17 protein-coding genes are annotated in these 17481 nt (G+C 37.0%); 14 read left to right on the top strand and 3 right to left on the bottom strand.

Features of this window, described 5'->3' with window-relative positions; genetic code table 11:
- Nucleotides 1–151 precede the first annotated feature (151 nt).
- From ACO1DI_RS19065 to ACO1DI_RS19045, 5 genes are all read left to right on the top strand, one after another.
- A complete protein-coding gene (locus ACO1DI_RS19065) occupies nucleotides 152–826 on the top strand; it encodes a response regulator transcription factor (RefSeq protein WP_013056756.1) in 675 nt (224 codons plus the stop codon).
- Nucleotides 816–2243 carry a sensor histidine kinase gene (locus ACO1DI_RS19060; protein ID WP_014460407.1) on the top strand — a complete coding sequence of 476 codons (1428 nt, stop codon included), beginning with the start codon at nucleotides 816–818 and terminating at the stop codon, nucleotides 2241–2243. The genes ACO1DI_RS19065 and ACO1DI_RS19060 overlap by 11 nt, the downstream gene beginning before the upstream one ends.
- A gap of 135 nt (nucleotides 2244–2378) precedes the next feature.
- Nucleotides 2379–2525: a hypothetical protein gene (locus ACO1DI_RS19055; protein WP_181903777.1), complete on the top strand. Its 147-nt coding sequence runs from the start codon at nucleotides 2379–2381 to the stop codon at nucleotides 2523–2525.
- A gap of 242 nt (nucleotides 2526–2767) precedes the next feature.
- Complete coding sequence (locus ACO1DI_RS19050; protein WP_115653710.1) at nucleotides 2768–4132, top strand: allantoinase; 1365 nt, start codon at nucleotides 2768–2770, stop codon at nucleotides 4130–4132.
- A 528-nt stretch (nucleotides 4133–4660) separates the two neighbouring features.
- On the top strand, nucleotides 4661–6151 hold the full coding sequence (locus tag ACO1DI_RS19045; RefSeq protein WP_014460405.1) for a peptide MFS transporter: 1491 nt from the start codon (nucleotides 4661–4663) through the stop codon (nucleotides 6149–6151).
- Nucleotides 6152–6178: 27 nt separating this feature from the next.
- Here the strand turns inward: ACO1DI_RS19045 and ACO1DI_RS19040 are convergent, their stop codons facing one another.
- Nucleotides 6179–6583, bottom strand: a complete 405-nt coding sequence (locus ACO1DI_RS19040) for a hypothetical protein (RefSeq protein ID WP_013056760.1) — start codon at nucleotides 6581–6583, stop codon at nucleotides 6179–6181.
- 496 nt (nucleotides 6584–7079) lie between these two features.
- Between ACO1DI_RS19040 and ACO1DI_RS19035 the strand changes: the two genes are divergently transcribed.
- Entirely contained in the window at nucleotides 7080–8789 is a 1710-nt protein-coding gene (locus ACO1DI_RS19035) for an NAD-dependent malic enzyme (RefSeq protein WP_153253854.1), read from the top strand.
- A 142-nt stretch (nucleotides 8790–8931) separates the two neighbouring features.
- A complete protein-coding gene (locus tag ACO1DI_RS19030) occupies nucleotides 8932–10275 on the top strand; it encodes a 2-hydroxycarboxylate transporter family protein (protein WP_028413595.1) in 1344 nt (447 codons plus the stop codon).
- A gap of 49 nt (nucleotides 10276–10324) precedes the next feature.
- On the opposite strand, the gene ACO1DI_RS19025 is transcribed toward ACO1DI_RS19030, so the two are convergent.
- Both ACO1DI_RS19025 and ACO1DI_RS19020 read right to left on the bottom strand, forming a co-directional pair.
- Nucleotides 10325–11146: a Cof-type HAD-IIB family hydrolase gene (locus ACO1DI_RS19025; RefSeq protein WP_013082899.1), complete on the bottom strand. Its 822-nt coding sequence runs from the start codon at nucleotides 11144–11146 to the stop codon at nucleotides 10325–10327.
- 305 nt (nucleotides 11147–11451) lie between these two features.
- Nucleotides 11452–12477, bottom strand: a complete 1026-nt coding sequence (locus ACO1DI_RS19020) for an LLM class flavin-dependent oxidoreductase (protein ID WP_049164259.1) — start codon at nucleotides 12475–12477, stop codon at nucleotides 11452–11454.
- 327 nt (nucleotides 12478–12804) lie between these two features.
- Here ACO1DI_RS19020 and ACO1DI_RS19015 point away from each other — a divergent pair, with 327 nt between their 5' ends.
- The 7 genes from ACO1DI_RS19015 (at nucleotide 12805) to ACO1DI_RS18985 (ending at nucleotide 17335) form a co-directional block, all read left to right on the top strand.
- Nucleotides 12805–13335 (top strand): hypothetical protein, encoded by a 531-nt coding sequence (locus ACO1DI_RS19015; protein ID WP_028413593.1) that lies wholly within the window; start codon nucleotides 12805–12807, stop codon nucleotides 13333–13335.
- 10 nt (nucleotides 13336–13345) lie between these two features.
- Nucleotides 13346–13870 (top strand): GNAT family N-acetyltransferase, encoded by a 525-nt coding sequence (locus ACO1DI_RS19010; protein ID WP_042992155.1) that lies wholly within the window; start codon nucleotides 13346–13348, stop codon nucleotides 13868–13870.
- A 26-nt stretch (nucleotides 13871–13896) separates the two neighbouring features.
- Complete coding sequence (locus ACO1DI_RS19005; RefSeq protein WP_115653712.1) at nucleotides 13897–14163, top strand: glutaredoxin family protein; 267 nt, start codon at nucleotides 13897–13899, stop codon at nucleotides 14161–14163.
- Between the two features lie 69 nt (nucleotides 14164–14232).
- A complete protein-coding gene (locus ACO1DI_RS19000; protein WP_115653713.1) occupies nucleotides 14233–15054 on the top strand; it encodes an amino acid ABC transporter substrate-binding protein in 822 nt (273 codons plus the stop codon).
- Nucleotides 15055–15128: 74 nt separating this feature from the next.
- Entirely contained in the window at nucleotides 15129–15827 is a 699-nt protein-coding gene (locus ACO1DI_RS18995) for an amino acid ABC transporter permease (RefSeq protein WP_014460396.1), read from the top strand.
- Nucleotides 15828–15854: 27 nt separating this feature from the next.
- Nucleotides 15855–16565: an amino acid ABC transporter permease gene (locus ACO1DI_RS18990; protein WP_243549188.1), complete on the top strand. Its 711-nt coding sequence runs from the start codon at nucleotides 15855–15857 to the stop codon at nucleotides 16563–16565.
- Entirely contained in the window at nucleotides 16562–17335 is a 774-nt protein-coding gene (locus tag ACO1DI_RS18985) for an amino acid ABC transporter ATP-binding protein (protein ID WP_243549190.1), read from the top strand. Before ACO1DI_RS18990 ends, ACO1DI_RS18985 begins: the two co-directional genes overlap by 4 nt.
- The last annotated feature ends 146 nt before the right edge of the window (nucleotides 17336–17481 follow it).

Here is a 17481-nt window from a genome sequence, read left to right as displayed (position 1 = left end):
GGAAGTTTGCTCCCTTACTAAATACAGATAGGAAAAAGTAAAATAAGAAGAGATCAGTAGAGGCAGCTTGTTTCTGCTGATTCTTTTTGTATAATAAAGTAAACAAAAGGATGCAGCGACATGTATCGGATGAAGGAAGGAGTTACGCGGAATGAACGTATTGCTAGCAGAAGATGATTTGCAGCTAGGTGAATTAGTTAGTTATATGCTAAAGAAAAAAGGAGGCTATAACGTCGAATGGGTGACGGAAGGGAATGATGCATATGATTATGCATCTGAAGCGCATTATGATGTGTTAATTCTTGACTGGATGATGCCAAACGGAGACGGAATTGATGTATGTAAACGTCTAAGAAAAGAAGGATACGCGGGAGCTATTCTTATGTTAACAGCAAAAGATGCGGTTCAAGATCGTATACAAGGCTTAGATGCGGGAGCGGATGATTACGTTATTAAGCCATTTGAAATTGACGAGCTGCTTGCAAGGCTTCGCGCTTTGTCTCGTCGTAATTATGCACCAATTTTAGAAGAAGAAGTAGAGATCGCCAGCATGATATTAAAAAGAGCAAGTCAAACCGTGCAGTTTGACGAGGAGTTTATTCAATTAAGTCCTCGTGAATTTCAACTGCTAGATTTTTTAGTGAAAAACAAAGGACAAGTTCTTTCTCGAGATATTATTTTAGACCGGGTATGGGGATATGAATCAGATGTTTCCATTAAAACGATTGATGCGACGGTTAAACTTTTGCGGAAAAAACTAGAGAAATTCAACAAACAGGATCTTATTCAAAGCATTCGCGGAGTAGGCTACAAAATTGAAAGCTAAACTCCTTACAAGAGCTAAACAGAAAGTAAAACAAAAAGTAAAGCAAGATTTATTCAGCCAGACGCAAAATCGTTTAACATTCCGATATAGCGCATTACTGATGCTGTTTCTGCTATTATTCGTGTTTATTGTTTATGCATTGGTGTATGTGGTTGTATCCAACAGTCAGCAGCAAAACTTAAATAGCATGCTAAAGCAAGAGTCTCGAATTGTCCAAAGCATCTTAATTAAACAAGCGATAAACAGCTCGAATCAGCAGTCAAAAGAAGAGTACAAAAACATTGTCGTAGCCGGTGAAGATCAGTTTTTTTATTATGTCATCAGTCCTGAAGGGGATCTTATTATGGGAAACGAAGCGAGTGAGCGGCTTCGCTCTAACTTATTAGATTTAATTGATGGGTGGATCCCTATTGAAAATGAAGTGAGGAAAGAACGAATAAAAGCCCCCCGTCCTAGTTTTGAACACATTGAAGGAGTAAAAGGGCAAAACGGGGAAGGCAAAATAGATATTGATTTGATGATGGCGGGTGAACCTATTTTTTATAAAGGTCAATTTTTAGGGATGCTTTATATTGGAAAAGACGTTTCATTTCTTTATCAGCTGTTAAAGTGGCTCCTTATTATTATGTTAAGCCTTACCGTACTGTTTGTAGGAGTAGCCATTTATATCAGCCGCTTAATGTCAAAACGGGCTATGGTCCCAATTGAAACAGCTTTCCAAAAGCAAAAAGAGTTTGTGGCGGATGCATCCCATGAGTTAAGAACGCCGCTTAGCGTTATGCTTTCTTCTATCAACGCTTTAGAAATGCAGGAGGAAGTAACAGAAGATCCTTTTTCTAAAAAATTAATCAATAATATGAAAGCTGAAGTGAAGCGCATGACGAGTCTCGTCAGTGATTTGCTTACGCTTGCACGCTCAGACTCTAATAAAGTAGAAAAAGCAATGATGCCCTTTGATATTACAGCCGCGGTGCAAAAGGTAATGGAATCCGTTGAAACCCTAGCGGTTTCTAAACATATTGATTTGCAACTGGATACGCCGGAAAAATTAGTGGTAACTGGAGATCAAGAGCGTCTAACTCAGCTGATTTACATTTTGTTAGATAATGCGATTAAATATACAACTCCTCATGGAAGTGTAAACATTCAAGTAGTTCAGCATGGGAGTGAATGTATATTAAAAGTACGTGATACGGGCGTTGGGATCCATCCAGATGAAAAGGATCGGATTTTTGACCGCTTTTATCGTGCTGACAAATCGCGTTCCCGTCAAATGGGAGGTCATGGACTAGGCCTAGCAATCGCTAAATGGATCGTAGAAACACATAAAGGGAAAATTGATGTAGAAAGTGAACAGGAAAAAGGCAGTACATTTACAGTAAGATTGCCCATGTCACAAAAAGTGAAAAAGAGTTAAAAGAGACTGTGACAAAAGGGTTTTAGTTGAAGGAAGATCTGAACAAGTTTGATTCTTGATGGGGAATCAAACTCGTTCGGATTTTTTTATGGTTAGGGTGAACGTAGGTTTCGCGTATGTAGTTGCTTCTAGCTGTTGATTGGTGGGCAAGGAGAAGACTCCTGCGGGAAAAGTGAAATAAGTGAGACCCAGCAGAAAGGAAAGGCTCGCACGGAAATCAACAGCAAGGTCAAAAGAATCTATACTAGCTCCTTTATCCAATTTGTTCGTCCAGTGATTTAGTTATGTCTCAATCTCTTTTCAGTTAGTGAAAGTGACCAAATGAAAAAGAAAAGTTTAGACAAAATGGTGAGTGTAAAAATCAGATAATTCAGTTATATTTACTAGCGTAATAACCAGTCTATGTGTCAGGTTTCTTTACAAGGATAAAGACTTTTTAAAGGAAACAGTGCATGATAGAACAATAGCAGACTGCTTCGTTTAATAAGAAGATGGAGTAGTTAAATAAAGGGGAGTTTGATAACATGTACGATTTAATTATTCGGGATGGTTCGGTCGTATTAGAAGATGAAATAGTAAAAGCGGACATAGGTATTAAAAAGGGAAAGATTGCAGAAATAGCGCAAGGTGTTAGCACACCAGCAAAAAAATACGTAGATGCTAAAGACAAATATGTTCTGCCTGGAATGATTGATATTCACGTGCATTTTGATGAACCGAGCCGAGACCATTGGGAAGGGTTTGACTACGGTTCAGCATCTATGGCCGCAGGAGGCTGCACTACATATTTTGATATGCCTTTAAACGGCGTTCCTCCTACCGTAACAGAAGCAGCGCTGTGGGAAAAGAAAAAGCTGGCTGATCAAAAGTCAGTAGTAGATTACGGTCTATGGGGAGGGTTGGTTCCTGGTAATAAAGAAGAATTAGCCAAAATGGCTCATTCGGGTGTAATAGGTTTTAAAGCATTTATGTCAGAAGCCGGTTCTGAATTTGATTTCTCAGATGACCTCACATTATACGAAGGAATGAAAGAGATTGCAAAACTAAATAAAGTGCTTGCCCTGCATGCTGAAAGAAATGACTTAATACAAAAGTTTGAACAGGCTAAACAGAAGCAAAAACAAACGGCTATTAAAGATTATTTAGAAACGCGACCGGTTGTAGCAGAAGTAAACGCAGTAAAGCAAGCGCTTGAGTACGGTGAAGAAACGGGATGTCCGCTTCACTTTGTACACATTAGCAGCTATGAAGCAGTGCAGCTTATTACGGAAGCAAAGAAGAATGGAATGAACGTTACGCTGGAAACTTGTCCGCATTATTTACTTTTTACAGAGGAAGACTTTGAAGAAATTGGCGTAACGGCTAAGTGTGCACCTCCTCTTCGCAGCAGGAGTCAAAAAGAAAAATTATGGGCTTGTATTCAATCAGAGGAAGTAGATATGATTTCTTCGGATCATTCTCCTTGCCCGATTGAGTTAAAAACAGCTCATCAGAATGATTTATTTAAAGTTTGGGGTGGAATATCAGGCGGTCAGTACTCTTTGCAAGCAATGATTAGTGAGGGAGTGATCACTAGAGGGATTTCTCTTTCTCACATTTCAAAGCTTGTATCAACCAATCCAGCTAAACGATTCGGCTTATATCCTAAAAAAGGAAGCATTTTGCTCGGATCCGATGCGGATTTGGTTATCGTTGATCTGGATCAAACTGAAAAAGTGACAAAAGAAGGAATGGTTTTCAAACATAAGCACAGTATATATGAAGGAACGGTATTTAATAGCGTTATTTTAACTACCATTAATAGAGGAACGATTGTATACACTAAAGAAGAAGGTGTGTTTCCTCTTCACAAAGGACAAATGGTAAACGGTGAACACGTCAAATTGTAGGTACAGTGAAAAAAGAGGTGAAAAATAAACCTTTTATCTCTTTTTTTACATAAAAAAATGAGGATGACTTATATTAAAGGTATTACATAGGTGAAAAAAGAGTATCTACTATAACAAAAGAGACATTTTTAAAGAGGGTTTTATTATTTTAAAAAAGTATATTTTCGGTTGAAGGAAACATAATGAGAAAATAATAAAGCTTCTTTTTAAATATAAAGAAAAAATTCCAAAAAAGAAAAATATTATCTGGTTGTATGAAAAGTAGATAATCAGATGCTTTGTAATCAAGGGTTTTGTATAAAAAATTTTTCAAAAAGATATTTCAAGAAAAGAAATCTTGATTTAAAGCTTTTTATAGGTGCAATTTTATAACGAAAAACCGTATATTATGCACTCATTGTAAAATTCTGATATTGACAGAATCATTTTATAAGAATAAAATTTTCTTGTTTCTATTTTTTTATATCATCATAATTTTTTGACAGTTTTGTCTATGATGGTTTACGGTTGAAAGAGAGGTTAAGGAATATGTCGGTAGAGAGAGAAAAAGTGTATGAAACAGTTCCTCAAAAAGGATTCTTCGGACATCCTAAAGGTTTATTTACCTTGTTCTTTACAGAATTCTGGGAGCGTTTTTCATACTATGGAATGCGTGCGCTACTTGTATTGTACATGTACGATACAATTGCAAACGGTGGATTAGGAATGGAACAAGGAACCGCTTTAGCGATCTTTTCTATTTATGGTTCCCTTGTTTATATGTCTGGAATTATTGGCGGTTGGATTGCAGACCGCATTTTAGGTACGTCTAATACGGTGTTTTACGGCGGTATATTTATTATGCTCGGACATCTAGTGCTTGCGTTGCCAGCAGGTGTAACAGCGCTGTTTATTTCAATGTTCTTGATTATCATCGGAACAGGTTTATTAAAACCAAACGTTTCAAGCGTTGTGGGCGATATGTATAGCCCGACTGATAACCGTCGAGATGCTGGATTTAGTATCTTCTATATGGGTGTAAATGCTGGAGCATTTATCGCGCCGCTAGTTGTTTCAACAGTAGGTGAAAAGTATAACTATCACTTAGGTTTTGGAATCGCGGCAGTAGGAATGCTTTTAGGCCTAATCGTATTTATGGCTACACGAGGTAAAAACCTAGGGCGTGCAGGTAGACAAGTTCCAAACCCTTTAAAACCAGAAGAGCGCAAAAAAGTTTTTGGTACTATTGCACTTGCTGTAGTTGTACTTGCTATCTTTATTGTACTGACTTCTTTAGCAGGTATTTTAACAGTTGAAGGCGTTATTTTATTTGTAAGTATTTTAGCGATTGTTATTCCTATTATTTACTTTGTGGTTATGTATAAGAGTCCCAAGACAACAGCTGATGAGCGTTCACGCGTATTAGCTTATATCCCTCTTTTTGTTTCTGGAGTAATGTTCTGGGCAATTCAAGAGCAGGGGTCAACAATTTTAGCAACGTATGCAAAAGATCATACACAGCTAACGTATGGCGGCTTTAAAATTCCAGTTGGCTGGTTCCAATCGTTAAATCCGTTATTCATTATTATATTTGCCCCAGTTTTTGCAGCAATTTGGGTGAAATTAGGAAACAGACAGCCTTCTACACCAAAGAAGTTTTCATTAGGACTATTATTTGCAGGGCTTTCTTTCCTTGTCATGGTTATCCCGGCTAGTATTCATGGAAATGAAACATTAGCGAGCCCGCTATGGCTAGTGCTAAGCTTCTTCTTAGTTGTAGTTGGAGAGCTTTGTTTATCACCAGTAGGGCTATCAACTACAACAAAACTAGCACCTGCAGCGTTTTCTGCTCAAACGATGAGTTTGTGGTTCCTAACAAGCGCAGCGGCACAGGCAATCAATGCTCAGCTTGTTCAATATTATGAAAACATTTCGCAAGTTGTTTATTTCGCTGCATTGGGCGGAGTTTCGGTCATTTTAGGGGTAATTGTACTAATGATTTCGCCAAAAATTCAGCGTTTAATGAAAGGTGTTCAATAAAAAAAACCGTCCTTAAGGACGGTTTTTTTATGATTTATTTGAAAAAATATTCATGAAGGAGGCGTAGGTCTGATCGTCTTCACCCTCATAGAACGCAAGATTTAAAAGTCTGTTAAGTTCGTTTGTTGATTTTTCAGTTTCTGCAATAATTTGATGCATATGAGCAATCTTAGACATGGATCCGTTACCATGAGCATTTTTGATTTGATTTAATGTTAAATGAAGCGATAAGACCTCTCGGCGAAGAGCTTGTCTTAATTCAGAAGAAGCAGGGATAAAAAAGCGTTTATAAAAATAACTGGCTTCTTCAAACACCAATTCTCCATTTTCTAGCTCTTTAGCCGCAATTTCTTTAATCTCTTGATCGTCTAATCGACTGGCCGCCTCTTCGATAAGAAATCCAAAAATAATAGCTGTATCTGGTTTTAACATATAATAACCTCCATTATTATAAAAAAGAACTATGTAGTTTATATGTATAGATAGAAAGGAAAGAATATTCATAGTAATTCACTAATCAGCATAGACAAAAAAATAAAAAATATTCTTTTATAAGCAAACTAAAATTATTTCAAAATAAATTTTTTATAATTAAACATTTTTTCCATATTAAAGGATTATTTTGACTTTCCAAAAGAGATGAACAGAATAAAGAGGGTTCTTAATACCTATATAAAAAGAAAATTAATAAAAGATAGTTAATTCAGAAATTTCAACCTCTTTATAATTAAAAAATTGCTCTACTAAAATAGTTGACAGCAGAAATAGATAGGCATAAAATATACTATTGTCAAATGAATTAGCATGCTATTCATAAAAAGTTAACGGACATTTGAATAATATGTAATATCCATATAAGATGTTAATCACTTAAATCTAACCAACTTGTATGCTTGTCATACAAGTCTACAGAAAGGAAGATAGTCGTATGCGCAACGTATTTTTTGCAGATAATGAAACAATCGAAACGACTTTACGCGGGAAAGAAATTTTAGGAGCTCCAATGTTAAACAAAGGGGTAGCTTTTACAAAAGAAGAGCGTAAAACGTTAGGATTGGAAGGTTTACTTCCTCCAATGACTTTAACTTTAGATGAGCAAGCAAAACGTGCATATGAGCAATTTTTAGCTCAGCCAGATAACCTTGGTAAGAATGTATATTTAAACGATTTACAAAACCGTAATGCTGTATTATTTTATCGTTTATTACAAGATCACTTGAAAGAAATGCTTCCTGTTGTTTATACACCAACAGTTGGACAAGCAATCCAAGAATACAGCCATGAATATCGCCGTCCGGGTGGCGTATACTTGTCAATCGATAATGTAGAGGGTATTGAAGAAGCTCTTAAAAATATCGATGCAAATAGTGAAGATATTGATTTAATGGTTATTACGGATTCAGAAAGTATTTTAGGAATTGGCGACTGGGGCGTTGGCGGTATTAATATTGCTATCGGTAAATTAGCCGTATACACAGCTGCAGCAGGAATCGATCCAAGCAGAGTACTTCCAGTTGTTCTTGACGTAGGAACAAACAACGAAAAATTATTAAATGATCCTTTATATATCGGAAACCGTCATGAACGTATCCGCGGTGAGCGCTATGATCATTTCGTGGACCAATTTATTTCAAAATCTCTTGAAATATTCCCTAACGCACTGTTACACTGGGAAGACTTTGGTAATGTAAATGCTCGTAACATTATTAACAAGTACGGAAAAGAAATTCTAACGTTTAATGATGATATTCAAGGAACAGGTGCTGTAACGCTTGCAGCTATTTTCTCAGCAGTTCAAGTGTCTAAAATGCCACTTCGTGACCACCGCGTTTTAATCTTTGGACCGGGTACAGCAGGTATCGGTATTGCAGATCAAGTTCGTGACGCAATGGTATTAGACGGTATTACAGAAGAAGAAGCATACAAAAACTTCTGGGCTGTTGATTTCCGAGGCCTTTTAACAGATGACATGGACGACTTATTAGGTTTCCAAACGCCTTATGCACGAAAAGCAGAAGAAGTGAAGGACTGGAACCGTGAAGAAGACAAAATTTCTCTTTTAGAAGTTGTCAGACAAGTTAAACCGACGATCTTAATTGGTACGTCTGGTGTAGCAGGTGCATTCTCAGAAGAAATCGTAAAAGAAATGGCGAAGCATGTAGAACGCCCAGCTATTTTACCGATGTCAAATCCAACTCCGCTTGCGGAAGCTACTCCTGAAAACCTATTAAATTGGACAGAAGGAAAAGCACTTGTAGCGACTGGAAGTCCGTTTGAACCAGTTAACTACGATGGTGTGGAATATGAAATTGGTCAATCTAATAATGCTTTTGTTTTCCCTGGTCTTGGTCTTGGATCAATCGTAGTAAAAGCAGAAGTTATTACAGACAGCATGTTCGCAGCATGTGCACACGCTGTAGCTCAAATGGTAGACAGCAGCAAACCGGGTGCTTCATTACTACCACGCGTAGAAGAATTACGTGAAGTATCATATAACGTTGCTTTAGCGGTTGCTAACGCAGCAATTAAAGATGGCGTTGCAAAAGAAGTTCCAACAGATGTTAAAGCGGCAGTAAAAGCAGCAATGTGGGAACCAACATACAAAGAAATTAAAGCTTTAGAAACAGTAAATGCTTAATTTTTAGATAGAAAAAGCACAGCTTCTTTTTTAGAAGCTGTGCTTTTTTTAGTTACAAAAAGAATTCTTAAGTTACATAACGTATATAGTTTTTTGAAACTTGTGTATGATTCTCTATATTAGAACCACAGGGGGTTATGAGATGAATACAGCACGTAAATTGGAAACGTTTACTCAAGATTCACAGCCTGAAAATAAGGGTTTTTGGAACCGAATCAACAATATTAAAGTAGGGGTTATTCCTCTACCGCTATACGTTTTACTTGCATTAATTGTATATGGCGCGGCCGTTTACAACGAGCTTCCTCCAGATATGATTGGCGGATTTGCGATTATTATGGTAATGGGAATGCTGCTTGGTGATTTAGGATTAAAAATTCCGATTTTAAAAGATATTGGCGGACCAGCTATTTTATCACTGCTTGTACCTTCCGTATTAGTTTTTTATAATGTTTTAAATCCCGCATCTATGGAAGCGGTAACAACTTTGATGAAAACATCAAACTTTTTGTACCTTTATATTTCTTGTTTAGTAGCCGGAAGTATTCTTGGTATGAACCGTAAAGTTTTAATTCAAGGCTTTACACGTATGTTCGTACCGCTTGTATTAGGTACGCTAGCCGCTGTAGCTGCAGGCGTAGCAGTTGGGATGTTATTTGGTTACGGAGCAAAACATACATTTTTCTATATTGTTGTACCAATTATTGGTGGAGGGATTGGTGAAGGTATTTTACCGCTTTCACTTGCTTATTCTCAAATTTTAGGTAGTTCAGCAGAATCTTTTGTGTCGCAAATGATTCCAGCTGCTGTTATCGGAAATATCGTTGCTATCGTATGTGCTGGCTTAATGAAACGTCTAGGAGAGAAAAAGCCAGAATTAACAGGTAATGGAGTTCTTGTGAAGACAAAAGGCGGAGATGGAATCTCAGAAGATACAAATATCAAGAAACCAGTAGATTTTTCGTTAATGGGCGCAGGTCTTTTAATTGCATGTAGTTTCTTTATTTTCGGAGGCTTAGCACATAAATTTTTAGGAATTCCAGGTCCAGTTTTAATGATCGTAGCGGCAACGCTAGTCAAATGTTTACAAGTAATGCCTGCTAAGATGGAGCAAGGTGCTTACCATATGTACAAATTCATTTCTACGAGCTTGACATGGCCGTTAATGGTAGGCCTAGGAATTTTGTATATTCCTCTTGAAGATGTAGTGAAAATTGTGACACCAGGTTATGTAGTCGTATGTGCAGCAGTTGTTATGGCTATGGTAGCAACCGGTTATTTTGTAGGTAAAATGATGAAAATGCATCCGGTGGATGCAGCAATTGTAACCGGCTGTCACAGCGGTTTAGGAGGTACGGGAGATGTAGCGATTTTATCAGCTTCCAACCGTATGTCACTTATGCCATTTGCTCAAGTAGCAACAAGACTTGGAGGCGCTTCTACTGTTATTTTAGCTACGCTTCTTATGAAACTTTTAGGAGTATAAAATCAGAACAAAAAAAGCAGCTCGGTTCGTACGAGCTGCTTTTTTTGTCTTATGAAACGCTAACGGGTTTTAAGATAAATTCTTCCACAACTTTCGCCACACCGTCGTTCATGTTTGTATCTGTTACGTGGTTGGCTTTTTCTTTAATATCTTCAGGAGCATTTCCCATTGCTACGCCAAGTCCAGCAAATTCAATCATGGCAAGATCATTATAACTGTCGCCAATAGCAATCACTTCATCGCGTGTAATGCCAAGCTGTTGAATTAATAAATGTAAGCTTGTCCCTTTTGTGACACCTTCTTCTGTGAATTCAAGGAAGTATGGTTTAGAGCGCATTACGCTTAGCTCTCCTTGAAGCTGCTTTTGAAGTTTCTTTTCAACGTGAACCAGCATTTCCGGTTCTGCAAGCATGAGTACTTTTACAACAGGTTCTGTAACGGCATCAGTAAAAGATGAAACAACACGGATCGGCAGACCTGTAATGTCACTTTCAATATCCGTAAATTTATTTTCTACTTCTGTTATAATTTCATCTCCAACGTACGTATGAATTAAAACGCCTTCTTCGCGGCTAATATCGTCGAGACGTGCAACGGTTCTCGGAGATAAGGTGCTGCTAAATAGCTCTTCATTTGTTAAGCAATTAATAATTTTCGCCCCGTTAAACGATAAAATAAAGCTTCCGTACTTTTCTAACTCCAGTTCTTTGGCGATGTGAACCATTCCGTAAGTTGGTCGGCCAGAAGCAAGTACAACTTTTACTCCCGATTCTTGCGCCTTCATTAATGCTTCTTTTGTGCGGGGAGAAATAGTGTGATCATCGCATAATAGTGTATCATCCAAATCTAAAACAATCATTTTGTAAGGCATAATTTTAAATTCCCTTCTTCTACTAGACTCATATCTTCATATGGTACTATAAAAAAACGTTTGATTCAATTTAATGATTTTTTGAAAAAAAGAAGCATGCGTATATTTTGTTTGAACGCCTCGTAAGTAGATGAAACAAAGAACTTGAGACATAGCTAAAACAGCCCAATCAATAGCTAGAAGCAATTAAACACATGAAAGCTACGTTTACCATGACAACGAAAAAATACGAAGTAATAATCAATCATTTTGATTATTACTTCGTATTTTACTTCGACTAAAATTCTTTTATTTCAGCCTCTTGATTAGTAAGCTGCTAGAGTTTGATTCGTTTTCTGAGCATCTCCTTCACTGAAAGCTTCTTTTAAGAGCGTATAAGACCGCTTTTTTTGTTCAAAATCTTGAAGAGCAGTAAGAATAATAAATTCATCAATAGAAAATGACTGCTTCAAAGCTTGAAGCTTTTGACGAACGGTTTCTTTTGTACCGTATATGACGTTCGCTTCTTTTTCTTCAATTTGAAAGCTTTCTTTGGACTGCTGACCAAATTCTTCCGCTTTTTCTTTGGAGCCTAATGTAGCGGATTTCCCATTTTGTAAGTATACTTTAAATATTTTTGTGCTGGATGCTAATGCTTTTGCTTCTTCTACGGTATCCGCTACGATGATGGAAAGGGCAACGACAAGCGAGCGTGCATGGGATGAAACGTGCTGATTATAGACAGAAATCGCTTCTTCTAGCACTTTTTGATCACCATTAATGAATTGAGCAAATACATAAGGAAGGTTTAGAGATGCCGCAAGCTCTGCGCTTGAAGCACTTGCTCCCAGTAAAAACATATCTGCTGCTTTTTGGGGCCTTGGATAGGCTTTTAAACCGTAAAGAGGGTGATCTTCCGGCAGCGTATCGTTTAGGTATTGTTTAAGTTCTATCAGTTTGTCTGTTAAGGACTTAGTGGGCTGAGAGTTTTGTTGCAAGGCTTGAGTAGAATGAGGTAGTCCTCCTGGTGCTCTGCCGATGCCAAGATCGATGCGATTTGGAGATAGTGAGGCTAAAACGTTAAAATTTTCTGCTACTTTATAAGGGCTGTAGTGCTGAAGCATAACACCTCCTGAACCAATACGAATATGATGCGTTTTAGCGAGCAGGTGAGAAATTAACACTTCGGGTGATGATCCTACAACATGTTCAGAGTCATGATGCTCCGCTACCCAAAAGCGATGGTAACCAAGTTCTTCTGCTAGCTGAGCTAATTGAATGGTATGCTGAAATGCATCTTCAGCACGTTCACCTTCATAACGTGGGCTTTGATCTAAAATACTTAATTTCACTGAAAACACTCCTTAAAGTTGATAAAAAAGGTAAGAATAATTGGGATTAATTTTAGCAAAGGATTTTCCAGATGAAAAGAGTTTTTTAAAAGAAAAATATTTTTTGAAAAATAAGTTGACTTTGCCATTTTGAGGCTATATAGTTGAATCATCAAACAGAAAAGCCGATAAAACAACTTGGATAAATAAGAATTTAGTGAGTATGTTTCAAAGACACTTCACTTTATTCTCCGGTTTTATCAAAGAAACAGTTAAAGCTGATTGGTCTACCAAAGGCTCCTGAGGAAACTTCAGGAGCCTTTTTGCTGTAAAAAGGAGGGGAAAAAAGTGAGCGATGTATGTATTTTATATAACGGAAGCTCCCATAATTATCAACAAATAGCCTCAGTGAAAGATGAGCTAGAAGCTTGCTTAACCTCAAAAGGAGTGCACGCAGAAGCTATCTCGTATCATGATGTACACGCTTTGAAGCAGGAAGCGCAGAAAGAAGTAAAGGCATTTATTTCGAAAATGAACCAAGCTAAAAGTATTGTCGTTCTGTTATCGGGAGTAAATGAAACATACGTAGAATCTTTTGAACGGCTAACAAAAATATTGCCGGAAGATTTACTGTATAAAAAAATACTTCTGCCAATTCTTATTGGTGAAAATGTGAATTCTTTACTAAAAGCTAAGTATGATTTAAAACTTTTAGCGTCTTTTTTAGGTAGACCTTACTGGCTAAGCAGTCTTTTTCTACTGCATGAATACGTCTCTTTTACAGGTATCAACAATGCGAATGCCAAAAGTCGTTTAAAGGAAGCGGTGGATGAGCTGATTTACAAAGGGAATCTATCTCTTCAAACATTTATAAAATGAGGTGAAGAAAATGAGTGAATTATTTCGATTAGCAACCGTAGAAGATGCTGAAGAACTGTTAGATTTAACGCTTCGAGCATACGAGCCGATTCGAAAGCTAGGAATTAAATTTCCTGCCGCGACGGCAACGATTCAACTTGTAAAAGAAAACATTCAAAACAGCCGCTGCTACGTGCTGGAAAGTGATGAAAAAATCGTAGCTACGATTACAGCAAGAACGTATAAAGAAATAACGAACTGGCCTTTCTTATGGTGGTTTGCGGTAGATCCTTTGGTTAAAAAGAAAGGAGTAGGTTCTAAACTCTTAACGTGGGTTGAAGAAACGGTTATTCGAGATCAACTGGGGGCTCCTGCTGTTACATTAGCTACTTCTGATCGACACCCATGGTTGATTCCTATGTATGAAAGAAAAGGGTATGAACGCTTTTTTGAAGTCGATCAAGGAGAAGAAGGAAAAGGCGTATTCTTAAGAAAGATCTTGCATCCCGAAAGATATGAGTTAGAAAAACACAAGGAGTTACAACAAGCTAATTAATCATTTAAAAGAAAAGAGGAGAAACCATGTCAGTAAAAATTTTATTATGGAATCGAAAAGGTTGTCATCATTGCGAAGAACTAAAAGCATATTTTCATGAAAAAGGCTATCAATATGAAAGTATTGATGTAGAAGGAAAAGATTATTTGCGAGATTTACTTGAAATTAAATACGGTATTCGTCATGTACCGGTCGTTGAAATTGGAGATAAGGGGCAGTTTAAAGGAGTTATTGAAAAAGATTATGAACAAATAGAAAAGTTGATTGAAGACTATTCACCAATCGTTAAATAGCTGCAACATCCATTTTATTCATTCGTTAAAACAATAAATTATTTTGAGACATAGTGAGGGACCAAACACATGAAAAAACTACAGCTGACAGCTATCTTTTTATCACTTCTTTTATTATTAGCCGCTTGCGGAACACCCAATAAAGAAACAGCAGCTAACGCAAGCAAAGATAAAGTGCAAAAAATTATTGTAGGAACGGGTACGCAATTTCCTAACATTTGCTTTCTTGACGATAAAGGAAATCTAACGGGGTATGACGTAGAGCTTGTTAAAGAAATAGACAAACGTCTTCCAAACTATAAGTTTGAATTCAAAACCATGGATTTTTCTAATTTACTTTTGAGCTTGGAATCCAACAAAATTGATTTAGTAGCCCATCAGATGGAAGTGAATGAAGAAAGAAAACAAAAGTTCTTGTTTAATAAAGAACCTTATAATATCTTTCCGCTACATGTAGTTGTAAATGAAAAAAATACGTCAATTAAATCAATTAAAGATTTGAGCGGTAAAAAGGTAATTGTAGGAGCAACGAGTAACTCTGCTAACTTAATCGATAAGTATAACAAAGAACATGGAAATAAAATTGATATCGTTTATTCAGGTCAAGGATCTGATGATACAAAAACGCAGCTAAAAACAGGACGTGCGGACGCTACAATTAGTACGCCGTTTGCAGTTGACTTTGTCAATAAGCAAGCGGACGCAGAGCAAAAAGTTGTAGGACCTGCTATTTCAAATTCAAAAGTATATTTTATGCTTCGAAAAAATGAAACGGGTTTACAAAAAGATGTTGATAAAGCGCTAAAAGAAATAAAAGAAGACGGAACATTGACAAAATTAAGTAAAAAATGGCTAGGAGAAGATTATACAAAAGCAGCTGGAAATAACTAAAGCACTTACTGTGACCCAAGCCTTGAACTTGGGTCCTTTCGCTACCTGTAGAGGGAAACAAAGGAGAGAAAAAGATGGGAAAAGCATTTGATATAGAGCTGATTTTCACCTCTATTCCTCAATTATTATCTTATTTGCATATTACAATTTGGATTTTGATTGCTTCACTTGTGATTGGCAGTACCTTGGGATTGTTTATTGCCCTGCCTCGTATTTATAAAGTACCGGTGTTAAGTCAACTAGCAGCAGTTTATATTTCTTTTATGAGGGGGACGCCTATTTTAATTCAATTATTTCTAGTTTTTTACGGGGTACCTGCCCTTTTACAATTGATTCATATTGACGTTTCGAGAATGGCTCCGCTTGTATTTGTTATTATCACATATTCACTGAGCACGGCGGCGTCTTTCTCTGAAATGATGCGCGGCGCCATTAATAGTGTAGATAAAGGGCAAACTGAAGCAGCGTATAGTATAGGAATGACCGGAAAACAAACGTTCACTCGAATTGTGCTGCCGCAAGCTCTCGTTGTAGCCTTTCCTAACTTTGGAAATCTTGTGATAGGGTCCTTAAAAGATACGTCTTTAGCCTTTACCATTGGTGTGATGGATATGATGGGAAGAGGAGATACCATTATCGCAGCAACGGCTCATGCAGTTGAAGTATATATTGCACTTGCCATTATTTATTATTTTGTAGCCATTATATTAGAGAAATTTTTTATGAAATCCGAACAGAAGCTGCAAAAACACGATCAGCCTGTTCATGTATAAAACGAGCTTACTAAAAGAGGTGTAAACATGATTATTGACGTACCGTTTATATGGACAGCATTTGTAGAAATTTTAAAGGCATTACCTTTAACACTCCTTATTACCATCGGTCCATTACTAGGCGGATTGCTTATTGGTATTGCTGTTGCGGCTGTGAGAATCAATTCAGTGAAAATAATAACGCCTATTGCCAATGTATACGTATCATTTTTCCGAGGAACGCCTGCTATTCTTCATATTATGGTTATTTACCTAGGGTTCCCGCTATTTATTAATAAACTATCGAGCTACCATGGATGGGGCTTCAATGCAAACAGCATTCCTATTGTCGTATTTGTATTAATCGCTTTGTCTTTTACAGCGGGAGCTTATATGTCAGAGATCATTCGCTCTGGTTTGTTAGCTGTAGAAAAAGGACAAATTGAGGCTGCGTATTCCATTGGTATGAATCGTTTTCAATCGATGAAACGAATTGTTTTTCCACAGGCGTTTGCTTTGTCTTTACCAAATTTATGCAATATCTTCATTGGCTTTTTGCATACGTCTTCTATCGCATTCATCGTCTCACAAAAAGAGTTAAACGGTGCAGCTAATATCGTAGCTTCAAATAATCTTAAGTTTTTAGAAGCCTATATTGCTGCTGCTCTTATTTATTGGATGCTGACGATGTTAATAGAAGGAATAACAGCGCTGCTTGAACGAAAATTAACGGTTTATAATCGAGGAGGGGTTGTATGATTACATTAACAAATATTAAAAAAACATTTGGTCAACATACAGTATTGGACGGTATTGATTTAGTTGTTAAAAAAGGGGACGTTGTGACCATTTTAGGGCCGAGTGGCTCTGGAAAGACTACGTTTTTACGCTGCATTAATTTCTTAGAAAAAGCAGATGAAGGAGAAGTTTCGATTGATCAATTTACGGTGCAGTGCCAAAAGCCAAATCGCAAAGACATTTTAACTCTTCGACAAAAAACAACGATGGTTTTTCAGCAATACAATTTGTTCAAACACAAAACCGTTATTGAAAATATTATGGAGGGGCTAGTTATTGTTCAAAAGCTGTCAAAGGAAGAAGCAAAACAACGCAGTTTAGACGTTCTTGAAAAAGTTGGGCTTGCTGAAAAAGCAAATGCGTATCCAAGTCAATTATCAGGAGGTCAACAGCAGCGAGTGGGTATTGCTAGAGCGCTTGCTTTAAATCCTGAAGTTATTTTATTTGATGAGCCAACGTCTGCTTTGGACCCTGAACTGGTGGGTGAAGTACTGTCTGTTATTCGTAAAATTGCTGAAGAAGGAATTACGATGATTATTGTTACGCACGAAATGAGTTTTGCCCGTGAAGTCTCTAATCACGTGGTGTTTATGGACGGAGGAAAGATTGTCGAACAAGGTCATCCTGAAGAAATATTTTTAAACCCAAAAGAAGATCGAACAAAGCAATTTTTCAAGCGTATTAACCCAACGCATTCGCCTTACTCTTATGTTTATGAAAAAACAATCTAATATTTTAATTTAAAACCCACTTGACTCATAGGAATAATAAGTATATGATAAAATCATCAAATTAAACAAACCGACTAGATCACTAGAGGTTCTTTGCACAATGTCACGCATTGTGCAAAGAACCTTTTATTTTTAACTAGACTTAA

Origin of the sequence: Priestia sp. 40 (genome assembly GCF_049368575.1) — a bacterium.
GTDB classification, from domain to species: Bacteria; Bacillota; Bacilli; order Bacillales; family Bacillaceae_H; genus Priestia; species Priestia zanthoxyli.
The sequence above is the reverse complement of the archived record's forward strand: the minus strand, read 5'-3'. Positions and strand labels throughout refer to the sequence as shown.